Raw genomic sequence first — 25175 nt, 5'->3', positions numbered from 1 at the left:
CCGCGTCGCAGGTCGCCCGAACGACGCGTGCCCCGAGGCCCGGCGGAGGGGCTTCTTCGATGCCGCCTCCGGCCTCCGGTCCTCGGGTGCACTCGCTGCTCGCGAGGGCCACCACGTGCCCATGCCGATCTCCGACGATGGTGACGTCGATCCGCCGGCCCGGCTCCAAGAGATGCGTGACCGAAGCGACGCCGACGGTCTCCGCGAGATCTTGCGCGCGCGTCGCGTCGCCCAGGATCCACATCGACCGGGCAGACGGACCAACGAAGTCGAAGCCCTCCCCCACGACGCGTCCCGCGAAAGCGGGGTCGCGCGCGAGCGCGCCCCATCCGGGCCAGATCGCGTCGGCGCCCGTCCGGTGCAGAGCGCGGAAGAGCGCATCGAAATCGCCGGGACATCCGCCCCACTGCACCGCAAGATCCGCCCAGCGAACGAACGGCGCGTGCTGCTCGGCCTCTGTGTAGATCGCAATCGACTCGAGCTCGGAACGACTCCGGGCGCGGAGTGCACGTACGGTCCGGATGCAGCGCAAGGCCGCTTCGGGTCGGCTGACGATCGCGAGGTGCCGGACCGGCGACGACCCGGGCCGCCGCGACTCCAAGCTTCCGAGCGAGTCCTCGGGGACGAGAGTCCCGATCTCCTGCCCCGGCGGGCCAACGGGCAGAAGCGTCATGGCTTCATTCCGGCCACGACGAAGACTCAGGCGGCAGCGGCTCCCACCGGGACCCGTTCACGCAGGGCCGGCGTCGGCCGGACGAGGAGAACGCTAAGGGGCGCGATCTCGGTGGCCAGGAGCAGCAACGTCGTCGGTCCGGGGTACCCGTCGATGGCGATGCTCGAAGTCCGAGCGATCGCCTCACCCAGCACCGCCAGAGCGATCGCGTCGCCGAGAAGGACATTCTCCGGGTTCCGGGCGGCGAGGAAGGCCCCGACCGCCAACCCGCCAAACATGCCCGAGAACACCGCCCGGTATTCGTTCAGGCCGGCGAGCGATGCGAACTGGAGCCCGGCGGCTTCCGCGCCACCCGTCGGATCCAGGAAGTTGAACCCGGCGAAGCTCAACAAGACGAGCCCCAGCACCGTGAGGAGTGCCTGCCGTACTTTCAGCTTGTTCATCTCACTGCTCCTTCTCTCTTCGTCCCAACGGGATTCGCCGCGGGTGTGCGTTCGGCGCACGATGGGAGCACGGTGCAAACGCTGGGCCGGGCGCGTGGCGCGCAGGCCCTACGTCCGTCGCGGCATCCGGAGACGATCGCCGGCCGCGGCTGACCATGTTCGGCCACGATTTCGTCGATTGGGGCGAACCGGAATACCGCCTCGCCTCATTCGAGGCTTGGCATGACCACTGCAGGGGTACGAGGTCGACCCTCATGGCCGCCCTGGCACAGATGAAAACCGGCTCCCCGTCCGCCACGAGCCCGATCCTCCTCGACACGTCCCCGAAGGCCGCGGCCTGCATTCGCCAGTGCCGAGAGAACGACGTCGACGTCGATCGCTTGCAGGAAACGCTCGAGTCGGCGTTTCGCCGGTCCGTGCCTCTCCGATCAGCGGCGAGCTGCGAGCGCTGGGTCTTCCTGGCCGGCGACTATCTCGGCGCCGCGGTCGTCACGTCGACACCGCACGGCTCGTACCTTGCGAAGCTCGCCGTCAAGCATGACGCGCAAAGCCGCGGACTCGCGGCAGGCCTATGGCGGTCGGTGATTCGCGTTCATCCCGATCTGTTCTGGCGCAGCCGCGCCGACAACCCGGTCTGCGAGTGGTACGGGCGGTTGGCCGACGGGTCCGCGCAAACGGGACGATGGACCGTGTTCTGGCGCGGGCTGCCTTCCGGAGCAATTCCCGGCGCAACGGAGTACGCGAGTTCCCTACTCCGCGACTTCGAGTAGGCCGCCGGCGGTTCAGCCTCGGTCCGACGCGGGCTTGAAGGTCACCGCGCCGTCGGACCGATAGAGGGGAGACGTCCAGACCCGTCTCAGGTCCGCGAGCAACTCCCGCCGGGCCTCTCGTCCGGCCGCCGATGAGAGAAGACGTGCGGTGCGGAGGCCGCGGAAAAGAGCCATCTCGCGCAGGAGATAGAGGTCGATGCTCCGACGCCCGAGTGCTCTCCCCCACCCCTGCGAGCCGATGACCTCGTTTGCGACGGGCAGGAGCGCGTCCATCAGGTCGGGCCGCCCGTAGATCGCCACGTAGGCAACCGAGTCCAACACCATCAGCCGAGGCTTGAAGTAGCGCCCGATCACCGAGCGGGTGAACGGGTACGCGAGCGTCCGGATCCCGCGCGGAATGCCGCCCAGATGGGCATGCATCGAGATGGGCATCCGAAACTCACCGCCTACCTTCATCATGGGCGCCTGGGTGTCGAGAAAGAGGAGTCCCGGCCCGGGCGCGCCGCGGCCGTCGCCACAGACGGCCCAGTTTCCGATGTGCGAATCGATCCCGAGGTCTCCGCCGCGCCACTTGCGGCTATAACGTCGTGCCTTGCCGATCTCCTCGAGCATCCGACCGAAGAGATCGATCGCTTCCGAGTCGTCGGCGCGGGCCATCCGAGCCGGCGCGAGCGACGCCGCGGGGACGCGCTCCTGGCTCACCAGAATCGTCCGGGTCGAGCCCGGCCCGCCGAGGATGTGTGCCTTCGATCGGGGACGCTGGATTCCGGCTTCCTCGAGGCGCTCCTGGTACTCGTCGTAGGTCTCGACGTAGACGCGCGCGTCGGCGGGGTCGTCGAAACTGCACACTCTCTTGTAGACGGAATCCTCGAGCATCGACGGTGGCTCGAGTCCGTTCTGCTCTCTACGCAGCGCAAGGATGCGCGAAACCTCGCCGGCGCCGAAGCTCGCAAGACGGAGCCGCGCGCTCGCGCGAAGACCGATCTCACGAAACGCGCTCGCGAGCAGCCGAGCTTCTCTCTCCACGTCGGAAGCGAACGCCTCCGCGGCAGCAGCCAGAGCAAGGCAGCGCGCGTCCGTCGGGTCCGCGAGGCATTCCCGGCGCTCCACGAGGAAGTGCCGCTGTCGAAGCCCAGCGAGGCGCGCCGGTTCGAGCGTTTCCTCGGCCAGGTGCCGCGCCCCGGCCTCACTCGTGATCCATGTGCGACATTGCGCACGCAGCGCCTCGAGGGATGCCCACGGCCACGGCGCCCGCGCGTCCTCGAGCGCCGTCCATCGGCCTTCGAAGAATGGATGCCCCAGGGGAGAGATCCGCAGAAGCGCCGGGCCGGCAACCTCGCGACATCTCGCGATGTCACGCAACACCCGCGGTCCGAGAAGCCGCGCCGCCTGACGACGCTTCGCTCCGGCACAATCCAGCACCTCGCGAAGATCATGGAGGCCGACGAGCGCCGGGGGAGGCTCCGCCATCATCATCTCACCGCTCCACGTCCGCGCCTGCCCCCGACACCCGCCCTCCTCCGCCTATGCGTAGGACTGGAGGGTTCCCCGGCGGCGAACGTCCAGCGTCGAGCAGTGGAACGCGCCTCCGAAGATGAAATAGTTGTGGAACTGGACCGGGATCGGCTCGAAGCCCCACTCTTCGAGCATCCGGATCAGCGGCTCCTGCCCCTTCTCGACCACGACCCGCTTCTCGTCGATGCTCAAAACGTTCATGCTGAGCCACATGCTGCTCATGTCGTACATCAGACCCTGGGTCGGCTCGGGCTTCGGCGCCGTCTTCACCTCCCACCGGTCGAAGATCGCCGGCAGGTTGTCCGGATCCACGTACTGGGGATTGACCAGAAGCTTGCCCGGCCCGAGCGGCACGATCGTCGTGTCGATGTGCATGGGCTGACGCGACTTCACCTCGAGCTCGTGAATCGTGTGCTCGCTCCCGAGATGTCGCTGCAACCACTCCATTCCGGATCGGTTGGTCGTGTTGCTCCGGGTACACACCAGGTCGCGCCCGAGACGAACGAAGTCGGCCGCGTCGAACACGGGCTCGAACTCGTTGGTGACGTAGCGCGGCGCCTCGCCGACGGCGGGCGGTTCGTAGTCCTCGTCGTAGAGCCCATCCGGAAGCTCGGGGCGTGGCGCCGCGACCCAGCGCGCGCCGGCGCGCGAGTACTCCTTCAGTAGGCTTCGATAAGCGTGCGCCTCGTACTGGCGAGAGCGCCACGACATCGGCGCTTCGATGATCTGATCGCCGATCACGAGGAACACGTCGCGCGGGTTGGCGATGTTGTACCCCGCGGGGCTCGACCACTGGGGACTGTTGAAGGGCGTCGTTTGCGGCTGTAGATCCGGGCGCCGAACCGTCACGCCGCAGGACTCGAGCACATCGCGGAACCCGTCGAGATCCGCCTGGGCATTGTCGACGACGTCCTTGCTGATCTGATCGGCCGGCTGGCCGGACAAGGCCTCGATGAGTTCCCAGGAATCGCGCGGTGCGGTCCCTTTGATGACGACGTGCCACACCGGCGACGACGTCCCCTGAACCTGACCGAGGACGACCTCCTCGAGCGGATCCCACTCCGTGTACGAGCACACCGGTGAGGCTTGCTCTGCCGGTCGTGAGTCGGGAACCTCGAGTGCGGACGCATCGTCGACACCAAGTGTCTCCGTCTTGGGCGCTTCGTCGAACATCATGATCACCTCTCCCATCTCGTTTGAATGCTGGGACGTTCTGGGGACGCCGAAGCCGCCCCGGTCGTCGTGTTGCGCTTTCGATGTCGCAATTCGTGTGCCGACCGGCTGAGGGCCTGTCGAAGCGATCGTCGAGCGTCAACGGGGGGCGGGTGAAACCGGTTAGCCACCTTCGGCCACCGCCTCGTCGACATCGGCGAACGCAGGACGCTGCGCTTCCGGCGCCCCCTCGAGCCCGCTCAGGACGAACGGAACCTTCATCTGTCCAAGGTAGTCCTTCGGGAAGTCGTCGATGCCGTCGATGCCGACGACGCGGACGCTCTCCCGTTCCGGCAGAAACCGCGTCCGGAACAGAATGTCCCAGACAATCAGGTTGGCGCCGTAGTTGTGCTGCGCCTCCGCGGTCACCTCGGAATGATGCCACCGATGCAGCGGAGGCGAGCTGAAGATCCAGTTCAGGGGGCCGAGGCGCAGAGCGATGTTGCAATGCTGAAAGAGGCCATGCACCACGCTGAAGAGCAGCAGCAACGTGATCGTGTGGCGATCGCAGCCCAGCACGGTGAGCGGAACGAACAGCCCGACGTACAGCAGCAGCAATCCGAACGGGTGGTCCCGGAGGAAGTTCAGCCCGTACAAGCGTTCCGGACTATGGTGTGTCGCGTGCGCCCGCCAGAAGAGCCGAACGCGATGGCCCAGCCGGTGCGCCCAGTAATATCCAAACTCTGCGAGCAGCGCCGCAAGCGCGAGCCGCACCGCCACCGGGGCATCACTGGGCCAGATCGTGGACCCGCGCCACTCGACGATCCAAGCGGCGACAGGGAGGAGGAGAACACCGAAGCCCACTCGGTAGATCTCACTCGCGACGACGCCGCTGAAGAGAACGTGATACCAATCGGTGACCGAATCTCCGTGCTCCTCGTTCCATTCCCGCCGATACGGCGCGAAGCGTTCGGCAACGTGGATCGCGGCGACGGCGAGAGCGAACGGGCCTGCGATCACGAAGCCATCCCAGACTCCCGCTCGCAGCATCAGATCGGCCGCCCAGAGAGCAGCTCCCATGAGGCCCAGGTAGAAGGTCACGGAGACCGCGAAGTGAAGGACCTGCCGTCCCGTCCGCCGTTCGGACGTCGCAGACTCCTCCGACGACGCTTCGATCCATCGCTCGACCCTGGGATGAACATCACTCGGCTGCATCGTGTGCTCCTACACCGCGGACCCCGCAGCGCCCACGGGGAGGCTGGGAGTCGAAGGGCTCTCCGGGCTTCGTGCGTCGTCCGTGGCGGGCCCCGCGGCCGTCGGCGATCGCGTCAGGACCGGCCCGCGGCCGCGCACCTCGTCCACGAGACCCTTCAGCGCAAGTCCGAGGTTCGCGAGGAATCCTTCACGGTTCGTACTGAGGAAGAAATGGCCGCCTTCGACCACGGAGAACGCGAAGCCGTCGGGCGAGAGCTCGGCCCAGGCTTCGATCTGCTCGGGCTTTGCAAGCGGATCACTCGCTCCAGCGAAAGCCCAGAGAGGCGAACGAAGCGGCCCCTCCTCGACGTAGCGATATGTCGACAACAGCTCGAGGTCGCCCCGGATGCCCGGAAGGATCAGTTGGAGAAGCTCCTTCTCCTGAAGGATCTGCTGGGGAATACCGTTGATCCGGTCGAGCACGTCGACGAGCTCGTCATCGGGGAGCGTATGCCAGTTGAGCACCGGATGGGGGCAGTGCGGCGGGACTGCACCACCGACAAAGATGCCCCGGGGCGCCGACAGGTCGCGCCGCTCCAACTCTCGCGCTAGCTCGAAGGCGAGGGTTCCGCCCAGGCTGTGCCCGAAGACGGCGAACGGCCCGGCTCTGAGGTCCTCGGTCGCTCCGATCAGTGCATCGATAAGCGGTTCCATACGCCGGAAGGGCTTCTCCAGAATTCGAGCGCCGTGCCCTGGCAACTCGACCGCGCAGACCTCCACAGACAGCGGCAGCAACTGCGGCCACGTGTGGAAGATCGACGCCGCTCCGCCCGAGTACGGCAAGCAGAGGAGCCGCAGCCGCGCGCCCGGATTGGCGCGCGGCGTGCGAATCCACTGCTTGGCGACGCTCCCGTGCTCCGTCGAAGCCACTAGGCCGCCGCCATCGCTTGGATCTTTCGACTGACCAACGTCGAGATCCGATCCATCGTGCGGAAGTTGTCGAGGTCGAGATCGTCGTTGTCGATCTCGAGGTTGAACTCGACCTCCAGAAACTCCACCAGCTGCATCGCGAACAACGAGTTCCCAAACCCCTGCGAGAAGATGTCCTCGTCTTCCCCCAACTCGCGGTTCTCAAAGGAACTCAGGAAAAAGGCGCGCAGCCTGTCATTGATCATTTGCGTCGTCATCTCATTCTCCTTTCTTCAGGCGGCTGCCTGGAAGTGCTTGTAGAATCCTTCGCCCGACTTCTGGCCGAGCAGATTGGCCGAGACCATCTTCCGCAACAGCGGGCACGGCCGATACTTGTCGTCGTTCAGGTTCTCGTAGAGCATCTCGATCGAGTAGAGGACCGTGTCGAGACCAATCAGATCGGCGGTCTCGAGGGGCCCCATCTTGTGTCCGAAACAAGTCTTGAACAGGCGATCGATGTCCTCAGGCGTCGACGCGACTCCCTCGTGCAAGAGAAAGATCGCCTCGTTGACGGTCAGCATCATCACCCGGTTGGTCACGAAGCCCGGCGAGTCGTTCACCACGATCGACTGCTTGTCCATTCCCGCCACCAGATCACGCGCACGCTTCACGGTCTGGTCCGACGTATGGTGACCGCGGATCACCTCGACCATCGGCTTCATGGGAACGGGATTCATGAAGTGCATGCCCACGACGTTGTCGGGCCGATCCATCAGCGAAGCGATCTTGGTGATCGGGATCGCGGAGGTGTTGACGCCGAAAGTCGTTTCGGGGCTACACGTCGTGCGTAGCTCGCGATAGATTGCCTCCTTGATGGCCCAGTTCTCGGTCGCATTCTCGATCACGAACGAGGCGGCAGCGACCTTCGCCAACTCGATCGTCGGTGTGATCCGGCCGAGAACCTCCTTCGGATCCGGCACCTCGGCGGTCACTCCGAGAAGCTTCAGGGAACGCAACCCGCGGCGCATCTCGCGAAGAGAACGGTCGAGCTTCTCCTCCGAGACATCGACGAGGATGACCTCGTTGCCAGCCATCGCGAGCGCCTGGGCGACCCCCGTTCCAATCGTGCCCGCTCCTATCGTGCCGACAGTTTCCATTCCCAGCTCTCCCTGTTCGTCTGCTGCGAGACCCATCGTCTCGCGGATGTGTGCCGTCATCCTCTCGGCTCCGTTCACGGTGAGATCGTCGCGATCTGTGACTCCGCGGAGCAGGTGAGACCTGCGTCGCCACTCGCGCCGGCCTCGCGTCTCAGTGTTTCCGCCAGCCCCGAGATCGTTGGGGCCGCGAAGAAATCTTGCAGGGGAAGAATGCGCCCGAAGGCCGAATGCACGCGGTAGGCGAGATCGGTGGCCATGAGCGAATTGCCGCCGAGTTCGAGAAAGCTGTCATGGACCCCGATCGACTCCGTCGCCAAGAGATCGACCCACAGCGCCGTCAGCCGCTCTTCGATCTCGTCACGCGGTGCAACGTAAGGCGTCAGGAGATCGGGACGGCCATGGCCGCTCGTCAGCGCTTCCGCGGTCCCCGGCGCGCTCTCTTGCGCAGGTCGTTCGGGCGGTACTTCGACAGCAGCCAGAAGGTCCATCCGCGAACGACCGGCGTCGATGATCGCATCGAGCTGAGCCGGATCGAGCATCTCCGCGAGGTCCGCGCCGGGCGCCACCCGCAGCGACACGACCTGCACCGCCGCACACGCTTCGAAGAAGATCGCTTCTGCCGCGAGCGGCTCTGCGTGCATGGGCTCGTCGAATCTCGAGAGGAGGACGACGAACTCGGGCGCCAGCCTCTCGACCACGCGCCGGAGCATCTCCGCCTCTGCGCACAAGGGATCGATCCAATGCGTCGGCGTCCGCTCCGGGTCGCGGCTCCCGTTGGTCGGCTCCGGACGCTCGCCCACGGACACGAGAACTCCGCGGACCGGGATTCGCTCGTCGCTCAGGCGGGCGGCGGTGTCGACGACCGACGCGGCGTCCGCTTCGACCACGCGAACATCGGCTCGGCCTTCGAGGATCCGCGTCAGCGCATCGTCGACCGGGTCCGCGCTCCGTACCACCAGCAGGACGTCTCCCGCCAGAACGGACTCGTCGGCCGGCGCCGTCCGCGACACGGGTTCCGTCTTGCGCTCCCAACGACGGCCGGCGCGGTGAGCCACGCGGAGGCTTCCCGCCTCGAGCGCTAGCTCCTGGGCTACCGCCGCGATCGCGGCGGGAAGATCTGCCGGCCCGGCCACCGCGACATCGACCATCCTCGCGTGCCCGGACGGCAATCGGTGGCAAAGCGCCTGCCCGGCGGAGCGGGCGATCGCGATTGGCGACGAGAGATCGGCACCTGGTGTAGGCGACTCCGCGTGCGAGGTCACGACCATCAGCTCGACGTCCTGTCGGAGCCCTCCCCGGTCCAGTGCATCGGCCAGCGCCGCGGTGCTCCGAGCGACGACCTTCGCGTCACCCGCTGCCGCGTCCCCGTCACCACTGGCAACGGGATCCAAACCCACGACGTTCACGATCTGTGGTGCGGCGCCGGTGCTTCCCCAGGCGTACTTCAAGATCTCGTCCAGATCCTCGGCGTCCGAGAGATCGATCGAGAAACGATTGTCTCCGAAGAACTCGAAGGTCTCCCCTTCATGAGCCCAGATCACCGTGCGTCCGCCGGCGATGAGGTGCGCCGCAAACGCCGCACCGGTTTCCCGCGTGCGGCTCAGCACGACACACGGGCGGTCACCGGCGACGTCCGTTGGGCGCACGCTGCCGCGATCTCGCTTCCATACCGGCGAACGCGCGGCTTCGGCGATCGGCGCGACGGCCTCGCTGCCCGCGGCGCTCGGCCAGTATCGCGCGTGTTGGAACGGATAGACCGGGAGGCGGATATTCCGCCGATCCTCGTGTGCGGCAAATCCGTCCCAGTCGACCTCGACACCCGACAGCCAGAGCTTCCCCACCGACGCGAGAAGGAAGTCCAGGTCGCGCTGCTTGTCGTACGATGCCCGAATGGTCGGGAGAACCATTCGCGCCGCGCCGCTCTCTACCGGGAGCTGGTGCGCAAAGCTCCCGAGCGCCTGCCCCGGTCCGACCTCCACGAACACCATACTGGGATCCTGGCTCCACAGCGTGGTCGCGCCGTCGGCAAAACGCACCGTCGCGCACAGGTGGCGCGCCCAATACTCCGGCTCCGCCATCGCGTCGGGCAAAAGCCAATCCCCGGTGACGTTCGACACGACGGACATCCGGGCCGGATGGCGCTCCAGGCTTCCCACGAACTCCGCCAGCCGCCCGGCGATCCTCTCCATCGACGTCGAGTGATACGCGTGGCTCGCCGCCATCCGTCGGTGGGTCACGCCGCGCGAGCGCAGCCCTTCTTCCAACGCCTCCAGACCTTCGATCGACCCCGACGCGACGCACAGAGCGGGCGCGTTCACGGCCGCGAGCGACACACCGGAAGGCAGAAGTGGGCGCAGCTCGTCTTCGGACAGCGACGCCGCGCACATCCCTCCGGCGGGCATCTCCTCCTCGATGAGTTGTGCGCGCTTCGCGGCCAGACGAAGACCATCGGCGAAGGAGAACACGCCCGCGACGCACGCCGCGGTGATCTCGCCGAGACTGTGCCCCATCACCGCGCGAGGACGGACCCCCCACTCCATGAGCAGCTGCGCCAGAGCGTACTCGACGACCAGCGTGGCGGGCTGCCCAATCAAGGTCTGGTGCAGCGGATCCGTGGATCCCCCTTTTCGCCCGCCGCGACCCGCGAGCATCTGACGCAGATCGATTCCGCCGCCGGATGCACTCGACGGTTCGGGTTTCGCGGCAGGCGGGTAGAGAAGCGCGAGGACGTCGCGACCAATCAGGGGACGCAAGGTTTCGCAGCCTTCGTCGACGAGCCTCCGGAACGTCGGCTCGGTCGAGTAGAGTTCCGCTCCCATCCCCGCGTACTGATCCCCAAGGCCCGAGAACAGAAACGCGACCGGGCGGCTCAGCTCGTCGCTGACCGTTTCGAACAGACGCGTCGGGTCCGCTGCCCGCAACACACTCGTGGCGTCCTCGCGGTCGCGCGCCACCAACAAGCGACGGTGCGGGAGACGGCTCCGGCCGACGCGTAGCGTATGTGCGACGTCCGCGAGATCGACCTCCGGATGCTCGTCCAAGAAGGTCGCGACCTCTGCTCCCACTTGATCCAACGCTGACGAGCTCGCGGCCGAGAGAGCCAGGATCTGGGCGGGACGGGACTCTCCGGCGGCCGGCTCGACGGGAGCCTCCTCGAGGACGGTGTGAACGTTCGTTCCGGAGAACCCGAACGAGCTCACACCTGCGCAGCGACGATGTCCCTCTCTGGGAAGAAGCGCGCGATTTGCAGTGGGAACCTCGAGACAGCTTCCGTCGAGCGAGATGTAGGGGCTCAGTTTCTTGAAGTGCAGGTTCGCGGGAACGGTCTCGTGAGCGAGAACCAGGACCGCCTTGATGAACCCCGCGATGCCCGCGGCCGCTTCCAGGTGACCGATGTTGGTCTTCACGGCTCCGATCGCGCATCGCTCGCCCGCCGCCGCGTCTCCGAAGACCGTCTTCAGCGCCTCCATCTCGATCGGGTCGCCGAGCGGTGTCCCCGTTCCGTGCGACTCGACGTAGCCGATCGCTTCGGGGGGACGTCCGGCGTCGGCGAGCGCCTCGCGAATCACCGTCTCCTGCGCGATGCCGCAAGGCGCGGTCACACCGGCGCTGCGACCATCCTGATGGCTGGCCGTTCCGCGCACGACGGCCCAGATGGGATCGCCGGCAGCGAGCGCGTCCGAGAGACGCTTCAAAACCACGACACCACACCCTTCGCCGCGAACGAATCCCTTGCCATCCGCGTCGAAGGCCCGGCACCGACCGCTCGGGTCCATCATTCCGCCTCTGGAGAGAACGACCCACGTATCCGGGTAGAGACTGGCGTTCACGCCGCCCGCGAGCGCCACGTCGGTCTCGCCGCTGCGCAGCGAACGAACCGCGAGATGGACGGCACTCAACGACGACGAGCACGCGGAGTCGATCGAAAGGCTAGGCCCCTTCAGGTTCAAGAAGTGCGAGATCCGCCCACTCGCAATGCTGTGCGCATTCCCGACCGAGTGGATTCCGGAGATCTCCTTGGACGAGAGGGGATGGCTCAGCATGTACTCCCAGGTCGCGAGTCCCAGATAGACGCCGACCCGACATCCACTCAGGCGATCCGGCGCAATCCCCGCGTTCTCGATCGCCTCCCACGCGACCTCGAGGCTCATGCGCTGCTGGGGATCCATGCCGATCGCTTCGCGCGCCGAGATTCCGAAGAAGCTCGGATCGAATCCGGCGATGTCGTCAACGAAGGCGCCCCAACGCGAGTTCGTCTTCCCGGGCTTCGCCGGTTCCGGATCGAAAATCCGGTCGACGTCGAAGCGCTCCGACGGGATCTCCTGTACCGCATCTCGTCCTTCTTCGAGGAGCCGCCAGAACGACTCGGGGTCTCGAACTCCGCCCGGCAAGCGACAGCCCATACCGACGACGGCAATGGGCTCGTGCTTGGCCATCTCGACCTCGTCGAGTCTCCGCTTCAACCCGTCGATGGCGATCAACGCCCGCTTGAGAGGCGGCAGTGACGCCGCGGAACCGGCCTTGCTCGATGTGCTCACAGCGCCACCTCGCCGTTCAGGGACTCGAGTCGGTCGTTCAGAAGCTCCTCGGCCTCTTCATCCGAGAGGGCCTCGATTCTCGCGAGATCCTCGGCGTGCCGTGGGTCGGCCTCCGGCGGCGGCGGCTCTTCGGCCGCGCCTGGATCGTCCAGCAAACCCATCCGCCGTCCCACCTCCGGAGCGAGCGCGTGAATGGTCGGGAAGTTGAAGAGAATCGTCGCCGAGAGCCGCATGCCAAGAGAGCGCTCCAGTCGATTCCGAAGCTCGAGCGCCATCAGCGAATCCAGGCCCATCTCCGCCAGAGGTCGATTCACTCCGAAGCGATCGGCCTCGACACCCATGACCTGTGCGAACTGTTCGCGTAGGTGGCTCTGTAGCCGCGAGATCCGCTCGGACGCGAACGGGATCTCGAGCAGCTCGGTCCGCAAAGGGCTGTCGCCTTGGGTGCCGACATCCGCGCGCTCGGCGAGCTCGCCAAGCAGAGGCCACTCCAGGGCCTGCGGGAACGAGGTAAACAGGCGCTTCAGGTCCAGGCGAAGGATACCCAGCTGAGGCGTCGGCCAATCGAGGACTTGTCCCAACGCGTAGAGCGCCTGCGACGGCTGCAGACTCCGCATGTTGTGCAGCTCGAGCCTCCGCTTCAGCCCGGCGACGCGACCGAACCCCAAATCCGACCAGGCACCCCAATTGATGCTCAGGCCCGCCAAGCCGATTGCCCGCCGGTGGTGCGCCAGGCTGTCCAGGAACGCGTTCGCAGCAACGTAGTTCGCCTGCCCCGGCGACCCGATGAGTGTCACCGCCGAGGAGAACAGGACGAAGAGGTCCAGATCTCGATCCCGCGTCAGCTCGTGCAGATTCCACGCTCCCGCAACCTTCGGCGCCATCACCTCAGCAAACCGCTCCGCGGTCTGGCTCATCAGCATGCCGTCGGCCAAGACGCCGGCGGCGTGGATCAAACCGCGCAGCCGGGAACCGTCGTCGATCTCTTGCAGAACGCGCTGTACGTCGGCTCGGCTCGATACGTCGCCCCGGGCGACCCGGACGGTCGCGCCGACAGCGCTCAGCTCGGCGATCACCTCTCGAGCCGTCTCCCCGGGCGCACTACGACCGAGCAGGACCAGATCTCGAGCGCCGCGCTCGACCATCCAGCGCGCAACCTCCAACCCGAGGTCGCCAAGGCCGCCCGTGATCAGATACGTCCCATCGCCCCGCAGGTCCGTCCGGTTCGGGATGCTGGGGATGATCGCCGTTTCCGACGCCACGCCCGCGGTCAGAACGATCTTTCCGATGTGCTTTGCCTGCGCCATGAAGCGGAAGGCCTCCTGCGCCTCTCCCAGGCCGAACTCCACAATGGGAATCGGCCTTAGCTCGCCGCAGTCGAACCCGTCCATCGTCTCTCGCAGAAGGGAGGCGAATAGCTCCGGCCGGTCGACAGCGAGCGCCACGAGCTCGACGGCGAAGTACGACAGACCCCGGAGGAACGGCCGCAGCCCGACCGCACGGTCGTCCAGGATGTCGCGGATCCCGATCTCGAGAAATCTGCCGCGTTGCCCCAGCGTGCCGAGGCTCTTCTCCATCGCGTCTCCGGCAAGGGAGTTCAGAACCACGTCCACGCCGGCTCCGTTCGTCGCCGCCATCACCTCGTCGGCAAACGCAAGCGTGCGCGAGTCCATCACGTGGGCGATGCCTTGCGCTCGAAGAAACTCTCTCTTCTCCTCGCTCCCCGCGGTCGCGAGCACCTCGGCGCCGGCCCGCTGCGCCAGCTGCACCGCCGCTTGCCCCACCCCACCCGCGGCCGCGTGGATCAGCACGCGTTCGCCCGACCGGAGCTGGGCCATGTGGTTCAGCGCGTAGTGGGCTGTCATGAAAACCAGCGGGACGGCGGCCGCCTCTTCGAAGCTCATGCGGCTTGGCTTGGGCACCGTGTACGCGGAAGGCGCCAACACCCAGCGGCCGAAGCATCCCGTCGTGATGCCCACGACTTCGTCGCCGATCCGGTGATCGGTCACATTCGCGCCGACGGCACGGACCACCCCGGAACACTCCCGACCGAGCGCGATCTGGCCGTCATCGTTGCACTCGACGAGACCGGGAGGAACGGCGTTCAGCGCGAGGAGCACGTCTTTGAAGTTCAACCCGGCCGCGCGGACCTCGATCTCGAGCTCATCCGGGCCGGGCGCGGGGCGATCCGTCTCGCGAAGCTCGATCGAATCGAGCACACCACCCGCATCCGTCAGCAGACGGAACGGGCGATCCCCGGCGGGCTGCGCCGGGGGGAGATCCTTCTCCTTCGGGGCCTCCGCGGTTACGAGGCGGCGGACGAATCGATTCTCCCCGCGGAGGGCGATCTCTTCCTCGCGATCGTCCACCAGGATCTCGTTCACGAGCTCCTCGGCGTCGCGTGGCGCGTCCTCGTCGGGGTCGAGATCGACCCGGGTACAACGGAGCTCGGGATGCTCCAGGGCAATCACTTTGCCCAGGCCCCAGAGCGGTGCGTGCACCACCGACCGAGCCGGCTCCGCCTCCAGGGCCTGCGCGCCGCGCGTGACCAGCCACAGCCGAGGGGGATCCGCGGCGGCCCGCTCGGCAAGAGCCTGCACGAGATGCAGTGTCGCGACCGTGCCGCGCTCCTGGGCGCGCTCGAGATCGCCGAGCGTGGTTTCGTCGGGAGTCGGTGCGTCGCAAAGCAAGTGAAGAATTCCGAGACACGGGATCTCCGCGGTGTCGAAGGCTTCGCGCAAGAGGCGTGTGCACTCCTCGGCGCTCGAGAGATTCACCCGGAATCGATCGTCGTCCGTGCGCGCGAATGCGGCGCCGGGTTCGACGTGGATCCACCGATCGCCGCGCGCCGTGAGCCGCTCGCGAAGCGCGTTGGTGAGAGGCCCGTCCTCGGCGACAGCGAGGTATGCCCCCTTCGGGGCGGGCTCGACCTCACCGCAGGAGGGCCTCGGCTCCGGGCGCCAGGCGAGTTCGTAGATCCAGTCCAACCAGGACGTCTCTTCGTCTCCCTCGATGCTCTGGACCCGCAGCGCGCCAACCGAGCCGACTCGCCGACCGCTCCCGTCGTAAAGGTCGAGCTTTGCTTCGAGCGTTCCTTCGGCCGGGTCGGCCAAGCGGGACGCGTGCACCCAGAGTTCGCGGCCGACGCCATCGGAGATCGAGAAATCACGCAGCGCGCTCGTCACGTAGCTCCCCGTTCCCTCTTTGGCGACACCCAGGCTGGCTGCCATGGTCTGAAAGGCGGCATCGAGAAGCGCGGGGTGGATGCCGTAGCGCGTTGCGTCGCCGGCCGTCGACTCCTCGAGCTCCACGCGGCCGATGGCTTCGCCGTCGCCGCGACCGAGCTCCGTCAGTCCCTGGAACGTGGGCCCGTAACGGAGCCCAGTGGCGTCCATGGCAGTGTAGAAGCCAGCTACGGCCATCGATTCGGCGCAGCGTGCGCGGATCGCGTCGAGCGCGCCCGCAGGGTCGGGCTCCACCTCGGACGGGGCGACTTCGAAGCGGACCGAGCCGACGGCGTGCGTCGTCCAGAGAACACCGCCCTCGGCCGGAGCGTCGTCGCGACTCATGAGCTGGACCGAGGCGCTCTCCGGACCACCCCGCGTGAGGACGAGCTGGAGGGTCCGCGGTGCGTCCGCGGACAGAACCACCGGGCGCTCGAAGCTCAGCTCCTCGACGAACGGGATCCGATCCACGGCGACCTCCGCCGCGGCCGCACGCACCATCTCGGCCACCGCTGCCGCCGGAAGCCACGGAGCACCGTCGACACAATGATCGGCCAGGTACGGCAACGTGGAGAGATCGACGTCGACCTGGAAGCAGGACACATCGCCGGAGAGCGCCGGCTGGAACATCCCGCCGAGGAGCGGATGGCCGGTTGCCCGACCCGCGGGGCGTCCGCTCGCATCGCCACCTCCGGCGTCCGCCTCCCCCGAGACCCAATACCGCTGGCGCTGCCACGGATACGTCGGTAGGGGGACGGCGCGCCCTCCGTCCACGTGGAGACGATCGAAGGCGACCGGATAGCCACATCGGTAGAGCTCGGCAAGCGAGCCGAGCAGGCTCGCTTCTTCCCCGTTGTCTCGATGCAGCGATCGCAGTACGAGCGCGGGGCGTCCCGCGTCCGGCGACTGGGCGGCTTCGCAGATGGCCGAAAGCAGAACGGGGTGAGGCGAGATCTCGACGAAGTCGTATCCCTCCTGCGTCAGGGCCTCGACGGCCGGGCAGAAGAGAACCGGCTCCCGCAGGTTTCGTCCCCAGTACTCGGCGCCGTAGTCCAGCCCGTGCTCGATCTTTCCGGTGACGGTAGAGAAGATGGGAACCGTTGCCTCGTGGGGCTCGATACCCGCGAGGAGCCGCGCGAGCTCAGGCTGGAGCGGATCCATCTCCGGGCTGTGCGCCGCGTACTCGACCTTGATCCGGCGGCAGAACACCTGCCGGGCTTCGAGGGCGGTGGCGATCTCCGCCAGCGCATCCGCCTCGCCGGCGAGCAAGCACGAACGCGGACTATTATTCGCCGCCACCGCCGCGCGTCCCGCGTACTTCGCAACGACGGCGGTCGCCTCGTCGAAGGACAGCTCGGTTGCGAGCATGCTTCCCCGACCGCTGACCGTGGTGGCCAGGCGGCTCCGCTCGCAGATCACCTGCGCCGCGTCCTCGAGAGACAAGATGCCGGCGACGTGAGCGGCCGCGACCTCGCCCATGCTGTGGCCCACGACCATGGCCGGCTCGATACCGAGCGATCGCCACAAGGCCACCAGAGCGACCTGCACCGCGAAGATCGCCGGCTGCGTCACTTCAGCCGCGTTCTCCGCGAGGCGCGATCCGCCCGCGATCTCTTCGCGCAGCGACCAATCCACGAACTTCGAGATCGCCTGCTCGCACCGCTCCAGGGCCTCGCGGAAGACAGGATAGCGAGCGCTCAGCTCCTGGCCCATGCCGATCCACTGGGAGCCCTGTCCGGGAAAGACGAACGCGAGCTTGCGTGGCGCGGGAGCCGCCACATCCTCGGTCTCGGCGGCACAGGCACGCTCGAGGAAGGAGTCGAGATGACGAACCATCTCCTCGCGCGAGGTCCCGACGAGCCCGAAGCGGTCCGCGTGATGGGTTCGTCGCAGGGCTGCGGTGAAGCACACGTCGGACAAGGGCGGACCGTCGCCGAGCAGGAGTTCCCGGTACGAGCGCGCGCTCTCTCGAAGCGCCTCCGGGCTGCGCGCGGAAAGCGGCAACAGCTGCGGCTTCGACGACTCGACCTGTGTCTCTTGCGTCGCGACCACGGCGTCGGCCGGTGCCTCTTCCAGGACGACGTGCGCGTTGGTCCCGCTGAAACCGAAGGAACTCACGCCCGCGAAGCGCCGCTTCTCGCCCGCGGCCCACGACGTGAGATCGGCGGCAACTGCGAGGGGCGTGTTGTCGAGGGAGATGCGCGGGCTGAGCTTCGTGAAGTGGAGGTGGGCTGGAATCTCCTCGTGGCGCAGCGCGAGGGCCGTCTTGATCACTCCCGTAATGCCGGCGGCCGCTTCGAGGTGGCCCAGGTTGGATTTGACGCTTCCGATCCGGCACGACGAACCGTCCGCGCGCGGGCCACCGAGAACGGCGCTGAGTGCTTCGATCTCGATCGGGTCTCCGAGCGGCGTGCCGGTTCCGTGCGCTTCGACATACCCGAGGTCGTCGGGCGAGACCTGTCCGTCGGCGAGCGCCTGCTCGATCGCGAGCCGCTGGGCCTTGGGATTCGGAGCCGTACGTCCGGCGCTCCGACCAGCCTGGTTGGCCGCCGTTCCGCGAATGAGCGCCCAGATCCGGTCGCCGTCGGCGAGCGCGTCCTCCAGGCGCTTCAACACGATGATCCCGCAGCCCTCCGCGCGTACGTAGCCGTCGGCGCGGGCATCGAACGCCTTGCACCGGCCATCGGGAGACATGAAACCGCCGGCCGAGAAGGCCATGGTCACGTGCGGACTCAGAATGACGTTCACGCCCCCGACCAGCGCGGTGCTGCACTCCTTCTGGCGGAGACTCCGACACGCGAGGTGCGTCGCGACGAGGGACGACGAGCACGCGGTGTCCAGCACCATGTTCGGTCCGGTGAAATTGAACAGCGAAGCCAGTCGTCCCGACAGCATCGCGGGCGAGCTCCCTACGGTGAGGAAGGGGTCGCTCGCGTTCGAGATGTTCACGACCGAATAGTCGACGGAACTCAGGCCGATGAAGATTCCCGTGGACGAGCCCGAGATCTTCTCGAGCGGCATGCCCGCGTCCTCGAGGGCCTGATACGCGACCTCGAGAACGACGCGGTGCTGCGGGTCCATGTAGCGTGCTTCTCGCGGTGAGATACCGAAGAAGTCCGCATCGAACTGATCGACCTGATCGAGGAAGCCGCCCCACCGCGTGCTCATCTTGCCCGGCGTGCCCGGGTCGGGGTGGTAGTGCTCGTCGGCGTCCCAGCGCTCGGGGGGAATCTCGGAGACTGCGTCGCGTCCGTCGCGAAGCAGCTGCCAGAAGGCCTCGGGCGAATCGGCGCCACCGGGGAGACGGCAGCCCATCCCGATGATTGCCAGCGGCCCGGACTTCTCCCGCTCGAGCACGCCGATGCGGGTCTTCAACCGCTGGAGCGCGGTGGCGGATTCTCTCAGGAGCACCCGATCATCGGGCTTCTCTCGCTTCGGCGTCATCTGGACTCCCCTCGTGTCGAGCACGTCGGTGCACCCAGGCGGATCTGCAAGCGCTATGCCCGCGGGCGAGAGCTCGGGGAGCCGCGTCCACCATGGGCACCGGGGTCTATGCGGCCCCGGGGATGGCCGCTTCCGGTGGACCGGTTCGCCAGGATTGGCAAACCGAGGCGCACAGACTCACCCACTTGCATCGAGTCGATCCAGAGAGACGACCGAGGCGCGTAACCACGGCGCGGGGGGGGGGGTACGCCGGGCGACGGCGGCCCCGGACGTGAGGCGAGCGCCGAGATGGACCGTCGGGCGCGTCGCCGGTCGGCGGAGCTTCTGGCACGAGCCGAAAAGTCGGGCCGATCGTCGGGCCACAGCTCGCTCTTACGAGGCGAGCGCTCCCAGCTCCTGCTCGAGCTGGGCTTCGACCTCGTCTTCGGACATGTCCTGGAGCTCTTCGATGAACCCCTGCAAGCCGCCCGGGTCCTCGCCCGCAATCGCGTCGCGCATCTCGCTCCGCACCGGGCCGAGCCCCTCGAGCACACCCATCTTCTGACCGAGTACCGGGGCCAGGGTCGCGATCGTCGGGTAGTTGAACGCCATCGTGGCGGACAGCTCGACCCCGAAGTTGGTCTCCAAGCGGTTGCGGAGTTCGAGAGCCATGAGGGAATCGAGGCCGAGCTCGGTGAGCGGGCAATCCATTTCGATCCTCTCCGGGTCCAGGCGGAGCACGAGGCCCACCTGGTGGCGCAGCGACGAGGCCAGAAGTGATTGACGAGCCTCGACCGACTCGAGCTCGCGCAGCGCGGTTTCGAGCGCGCTGCGTTCTCTGGGTCGTTTACCGACATGCACCGCCGCTGCCGCCAGCTCCGCCATGAGCGGGAGCTCGGCCGTCTTCGGGAACGACTGGAACCACTGCCGCAGGTTGAGCGGCATCACTCCGATCTGAGGCGCTGCCCACGGGAGGATCCGTCCGAGGGCTTCGAGGGCCTCTGTCGGAGAGAGGCTCTGCACACCACGCAGCCCCACGTTCTCGCGTCGACGTGATTCGGCCGCGACGAGGCCGACATCCGACCACGCGCCCCAGTTGATGCTGAGCCCGGGCAGGCCGGCGGCCCGGCGGTGGTGGGCCAGCGCGTCCAGGTACGAATTCGCCGCCACGTAGTTCCCCTGGCCCGGCGAGCCCAGCAGGGCGGCCGCGGAAGAGAAGAGGACGAACACGTCGAGGTTCTGATCCCGCGTGAGCTCGTGGAGATTCCGCGCGCCCGCGACCTTCGGCGCCATCACCGCCGCGAACCGCTCGGCCGTCTGGCCGAGCAACATGCCGTCGTCCAGGACGCCGGCTGCGTGAATCACCCCGCGCAGGGGTGGACCATCCGCCATCTCGTCCCACACCCGGCGCATGTCGGCGATCTTCGACACGTCACCTCGTGCCACGCGCACCGTCACGCCCGCCGCACGAAGCCGCGCAATGCCGTCGCGGGCTGCTTCGCCCGGACCACTCCTCCCTAGAAGGATGAGGTCACGCGCGCCACGTTCCGCCATCCAGCCCGCGACCTCCATTCCGAGACCACCCAGCCCTCCGGTGATCAGGTACGTCGCGTCGGGTCGCAGAGCGGCTCCGGACGCACCGGAGGCCGGCACGATCGGCGTCTTGGACGGATCACCAGCGGTCAGAACGACCTTTCCGATGTGCTTCGCCTGCGCCATGAAGCGAAACGCCTCGTGGGCGTCGCCCAAACCGAACTCGACCATCGGGATGGGCGAGAACCCACCCGTCTCGAACCCGTCCATCGTCTCCCGCAGGAGCGACGCGAACAGGGGGGGCCGATCGACCGCCAACGCGGCGAGCTGCACGGCGGCATACGAGAGCCCGCGCTGGAATGGCAGAAGACCGACCGACCGGTTGTCGAGGATGTCGCGGATTCCGATTTCGACGAAGCGCCCGCACGGCCCCAGCGTGTCGAGGCTCTTCTCCATCGCCTCTCCAGCAAGCGAGTTCAGAACGACGTCGACGCCCTGACCATCCGTTGCCGCCATGACCTCGTCTGCGAACGCGAGCGTTCGCGAGTCCATCACGTGAGCGATGCCCTGCTCCCGGAGGAAAGTACGCTTCGCCTCGCTTCCGGCGGTGGCGAACACTTCGGCGCCGGCACGCTGCGCCAGCTGCACCGCGGCCTGACCCACCCCACCGGCGGCGGCGTGAATCAGAACCCGCTCGCCAGCTCGAATGCGCGCCAGGTGGTTCAATCCGTAGTGCGCCGTCATGAACACCAGGGGAACCGACGCCGCCTCTTCGAAGCTCAGGCCGCTGGGCTTCGGAACCGCGAACGCGGCCGGGGCCAACACGTAGCGCGCAAAACAACCTGGCGCGACGGTCACGACCTCGTCCCCGACGGCGACGTCCGTCACGTCCGCGCCGACGGCACTCACCACCCCCGAACACTCCCGGCCCAACACGACCGGGCCCTCGTCCTGGTACTCTGGTGGAACGGCGTCGAGTGCGAGAAGAACGTCGCGGAAGTTCAGGCCCGCCGCGCGAATTTCGATCTCGACCTGGCCGGGCCCAGGCGCCGGTCGGTCGACCTCGCAGAGCGTGATGTCGTCGAGGACGCCCTTGTCGTCGGCCAGGAGACGAAAGGGCCGGTCCCCGGCTGGCTCCGGGACGCCGCGGGGCGTCTCCGCCGGCGCTTCCGCCTCGGCGGTCGACAGGCGATGTACGTAACGCTGCGATCCGCGAAGCGCGATCTCGTCCTCGTGCATGTCCGCGAGCAGCTCGGCGATCAGCGCGTCGGGTACTCCGGCGTCCGCCGGGTCGAGGTCGAGCCGTGTGCAGCGCAACTCGGGATGCTCGAGCGCCACGACCTTGCCGAGCCCCCAGAGCGGAGCCTGCGACAGACCTGGAACGGTCTCGCTCGACTCCACCGCCTGCGCACCGCACGTCACGAGCCAGAGACGAGGAGCGTCGCGCCAGCCGATGTGGGCGAGTGCCTGCACGAGGTGCAGAACGCTCCCGACGCCCCGGCGCTGTGCCTCCGTGAGGTCGTCGACGCCATCGTCACAGAGATGGAGAACTCCGCGGCAAGCGGGACGCCCGTTCGAAAAGGCGTCGCGCAGGAACTGCTGGTAGTCCTCCGGGCGGGTCGGATCGATCTGATAGCCCGTGACGGTGCGCGCGTACCCGCCGCCGAAACCAACCGACAGGACCTCCTGGCCGCGGGCCACGAGCCCGGCCTCGATCTCGCCGCGGCGCCCGGAGTCGCCGAGGACGATCCACGTCCCACGCTCCGTGTCTGCCACGCCGGCCGTCCGCTCCTCGGCGCGCCACTCCAGACGATACAGCCAGTCCTCCCAGCTCGCCTTCTCCGACGCACCGCCGAACCGTCGGGCACGTAGAGCTCCGACCTCCATCACCAGTTCGCCCGCCCCGTTCAGGAGTCGAACCTCCGCCGAGAGCTCTTCCGAGGAGCCGGGCTCGCCTTCCACGAGTCGCGCGTGGGCCCACAGGCCGGACCCGCAGGTGCCGAGCCGGCGCACGTGTTCCAGTGTCGCCGGAAGATACGTCCCGATTCGCTCCGCGCCGGTGAAGGTCGCACCAAAGACCTGAAACGCGGCATCGAGGAGCGCCGGATGCACGCCGTACGCGCTCGCTTCGGCCTCTTCACTCTCGGAGAGCTCGATCCGACCTAGCGCCTCATCGACGCCTCGGTAGAGCTCCTTCACTCCGCGAAAGCGCGGACCGTATTCGAGACCCGTCGCGGCAAGCGCCTCGTAGAACTCCTCGATCTCGACCGAATCGGCACAGCGCACCTTCATCGCCTCGAGTGAGGGAGCGGCCAACTCGGCCGTCTCAGTCGTCCACTGCACCCGACCGTGTGCGTGGCGCGTCCAGGTGGACCGGAAACCGTCCTCCTCGCCGAGGCGCGTGAAGAACTCTACGGTCGCGTGGTCCTCCCCGTCGGGGCTCAGCACGACCTGCAACGTCCGGACCCCGTCGTCGGGGAGGATCAGTGGCGTCTCGAAGGTCAACGTGTCCACCCGCGGCGCGTCGTCGCCTACGTTCGCAGCCGCCGCGAGAGCCATCTCGGTGTACGCCGCGGCCGGGAGCCACGCCTTGTCCTCTACCCGGTGGTCGGCCAGGTAGGCGTGCGTCTCCAGCCCGATCGCGACCTCGAACACGTGCGCACCCTGCGCGGAAGCGAAGCCGTGGCCCAGGAGCGGATGTCCGGCAGCCGTTCCCACACCTCCGGCGCCACCTCCCGGCGAAGTCAAGGTCAGGTTTCGCTCCGCAAGCGACTCGTCCAGCCAGTAGCGCTCCCGCTGCCACGGGTACGTGGGCAGCGCGACGCAGCGACCACTCGGGTAGATCCGCTCCCAATCGGCCTCGACCCCGGCGCAATGCAGGGCGGCGAGAGACTCCCGGAGGACGGCGCGCTCGGGTTGATCGCGTCGCAGCGACGTCACGATCGTCGCCCCCTCCTCGCCGCGCAGAGCGTCGGCGACGCCCGGGAGGAGTACCGGGTGGGGGCTCACCTCGAGCAGAACGCACGGTGGCCGCTCGAGAATCTTCTCGATGGCGTTCCAGAACAGGACCGGCTCGCGAAGATTGCGCGCCCAATAGGCGCCGTCGAGTTGGGCGCCATCGGTGACGTCGCCGCGGACGGTCGAGAGAAACGGAACATTCGTCGGTCCGGGTTGCAGGTCGCTCAGGGCCTCCACCACGTCGGGCAGGAGCCCGTCCATCTGGGGACTGTGCGACGCGTAGTCCACCTTCACGCGCCGACAGAAGACCTGCTTCCCTTCGAGCTCCGCCTGGACCGCATCGAGCGCGTCGATCCGGCCGGAGAGAATGGAGGACCGGGGGCCGTTGCTCGCCGCCACCGCCAGCTGCGCCGTGCGGGTCTCGATCGCGGCCCGCGCCTCATCCAAAGACAACTCCACGACCATCATGCCGCCCAGCGCCGCCCCGGTCCGGACCAGTCGGCTCCGCTCACAGATCACGCGGGTCGCGTCGTCCAACGAAAGCGCTCCCGCAATGTGCGCTGCCGCCACCTCACCCATGCTGTGCCCAACGACGACGTCGGGCTCGATGCCCAGGCTTCGCCAGAACGTCGCGAGGGCCACCTGAATCGAGAAGAGAGCCGGCTGCACCACGTCGACCTGCCCGCTCTGAATCCCCGACCGGTCCTCGCCCCGGATCTCGCGCAGCAGATCCCAGCCAGCATGCTGCTGGATGGCTCGCGCGCAGTCGTCGAGCGCGGCGCGAAACACCGGCTCATGTTCGTAGAGCTCGAGCCCCATGCTGCGCCACTGCGAGCCTTGGCCAGGGAAGACAAAGGCGATTCGCGGCGCCGCGCCGGAGCGCACCCGTCCAGCAACTAGACCCGGCTGCTCGCGCGCGTCCGCAAACGCGTCGAGCTTGTCGGCGATCTCGTCGGCGCCTTCACCGACGACGGCCAGTCGGTCCGTATGGTGGGTGCGATGCCGGCTTGCCGTGAAGCATATGTCGCCGAGAGACGATTTGGCGTCTGGCGTCCGCAAACGGCGACTCATCGTGCGCGCGCGCTCGGAGAGCGCCGCCGAACCGTGCCCCGACAGCACGAGCACGTGCGGTGCGTCGTCACCACCGGACGTCGCTTCAGCAGAAGCGGTCGGACGCTCATCCTTGGGAGCTTCCTCCAGGATCACGTGCGCATTCGTCCCCGAGAATCCAAACGAACTGACACCGCCCAGGCGCCGATCCCCCGCCGGTTCCCACGGTTCGAGCGCCGTCGGAATCTCGAACGGCGTGTTCTCGAACGTGATCCCCGGGTTCAACTGCTGGAAGTTCAGGTGCGGTGGAATCTCCCGGTGCCGCAGCGACAGAGCCACCTTGATCAGACCCGCTACTCCGGCCGCCGCCTCCAGGTGACCGAAGTTCGTCTTCACCGACCCGACCTTGCACGTCGACCCGTCCTCCCGCGGCCGACCCACGACGTTGGTCAGCGCCTCGATTTCGATCGGGTCGCCCAGCGGCGTCCCCGTTCCGTGCGCCTCGACGTAACTGATCTCTTCCGGCTTCGCGCCCGCACTGGCCAACGCCTGTTCGATCACCCGCTGCTGAGAACGCTGGCTCGGCGCCGTCAGCCCCGCACTGCGCCCGTCTTGGTTCACCGCCGACCCGCGGAT

At 67.5% G+C, this 25175-nt stretch carries 12 protein-coding genes; 1 reads left to right on the top strand and 11 read right to left on the bottom strand.

The genetic code is table 11. The features are described 5' to 3' along the window. Both P8R42_12555 and P8R42_12550 read right to left on the bottom strand, forming a co-directional pair. The coding region (locus P8R42_12555) for a biotin carboxylase N-terminal domain-containing protein (GenBank protein ID MDG2305452.1) at positions 1-673 on the bottom strand (673 nt) is incomplete at its 3' end. 26 nt (positions 674-699) lie between these two features. Continuing rightward, positions 700-1116, bottom strand: coding sequence for a DUF4345 family protein (locus P8R42_12550; protein MDG2305451.1), 417 nt, complete (start codon positions 1114-1116; stop codon positions 700-702). Between the two features lie 254 nt (positions 1117-1370). Here P8R42_12550 and P8R42_12545 point away from each other — a divergent pair, with 254 nt between their 5' ends. Further along, the gene (locus tag P8R42_12545) at positions 1371-1886 is read left to right on the top strand and encodes a hypothetical protein (GenBank protein ID MDG2305450.1); all 516 of its coding nucleotides are present in this window, start codon (positions 1371-1373) and stop codon (positions 1884-1886) included. 12 nt (positions 1887-1898) lie between these two features. On the opposite strand, the gene P8R42_12540 is transcribed toward P8R42_12545, so the two are convergent. The 9 genes from P8R42_12540 to P8R42_12500 form a co-directional block, all read right to left on the bottom strand. Then, positions 1899-3356, bottom strand: coding sequence for a DUF6206 family protein (locus P8R42_12540; GenBank protein MDG2305449.1), 1458 nt, complete (start codon positions 3354-3356; stop codon positions 1899-1901). Positions 3357-3410: 54 nt separating this feature from the next. After that, the gene (locus tag P8R42_12535) at positions 3411-4592 is read right to left on the bottom strand and encodes an amidinotransferase (protein ID MDG2305448.1); all 1182 of its coding nucleotides are present in this window, start codon (positions 4590-4592) and stop codon (positions 3411-3413) included. Positions 4593-4736: 144 nt separating this feature from the next. Beyond that, entirely contained in the window at positions 4737-5768 is a 1032-nt protein-coding gene (locus P8R42_12530; protein MDG2305447.1) for a sterol desaturase family protein, read from the bottom strand. Positions 5769-5777: 9 nt separating this feature from the next. After that, positions 5778-6677, bottom strand: a complete 900-nt coding sequence (locus P8R42_12525; GenBank protein ID MDG2305446.1) for an alpha/beta fold hydrolase — start codon at positions 6675-6677, stop codon at positions 5778-5780. Continuing rightward, a complete protein-coding gene (locus P8R42_12520; GenBank protein MDG2305445.1) occupies positions 6677-6934 on the bottom strand; it encodes a phosphopantetheine-binding protein in 258 nt (85 codons plus the stop codon). The genes P8R42_12525 and P8R42_12520 overlap by 1 nt, the downstream gene beginning before the upstream one ends. A gap of 15 nt (positions 6935-6949) precedes the next feature. Next, positions 6950-7873, bottom strand: a complete 924-nt coding sequence (locus P8R42_12515; protein MDG2305444.1) for a 3-hydroxyacyl-CoA dehydrogenase NAD-binding domain-containing protein — start codon at positions 7871-7873, stop codon at positions 6950-6952. A gap of 14 nt (positions 7874-7887) precedes the next feature. Next, positions 7888-12351: a beta-ketoacyl synthase N-terminal-like domain-containing protein gene (locus P8R42_12510; GenBank protein MDG2305443.1), complete on the bottom strand. Its 4464-nt coding sequence runs from the start codon at positions 12349-12351 to the stop codon at positions 7888-7890. Continuing rightward, positions 12348-19019: a type I polyketide synthase gene (locus P8R42_12505; GenBank protein MDG2305442.1), complete on the bottom strand. Its 6672-nt coding sequence runs from the start codon at positions 19017-19019 to the stop codon at positions 12348-12350. Before P8R42_12505 ends, P8R42_12510 begins: the two co-directional genes overlap by 4 nt. A gap of 372 nt (positions 19020-19391) precedes the next feature. Then, entirely contained in the window at positions 19392-25175 is a 5784-nt protein-coding gene (locus P8R42_12500) for a type I polyketide synthase (GenBank protein ID MDG2305441.1), read from the bottom strand.

Source organism: Candidatus Binatia bacterium (genome assembly GCA_029243485.1).
GTDB lineage: Bacteria > Desulfobacterota > Binatia > UBA12015 > UBA12015 > VGTG01.
The sequence above is the reverse complement of the archived record's forward strand: the minus strand, read 5'-3'. Positions and strand labels throughout refer to the sequence as shown.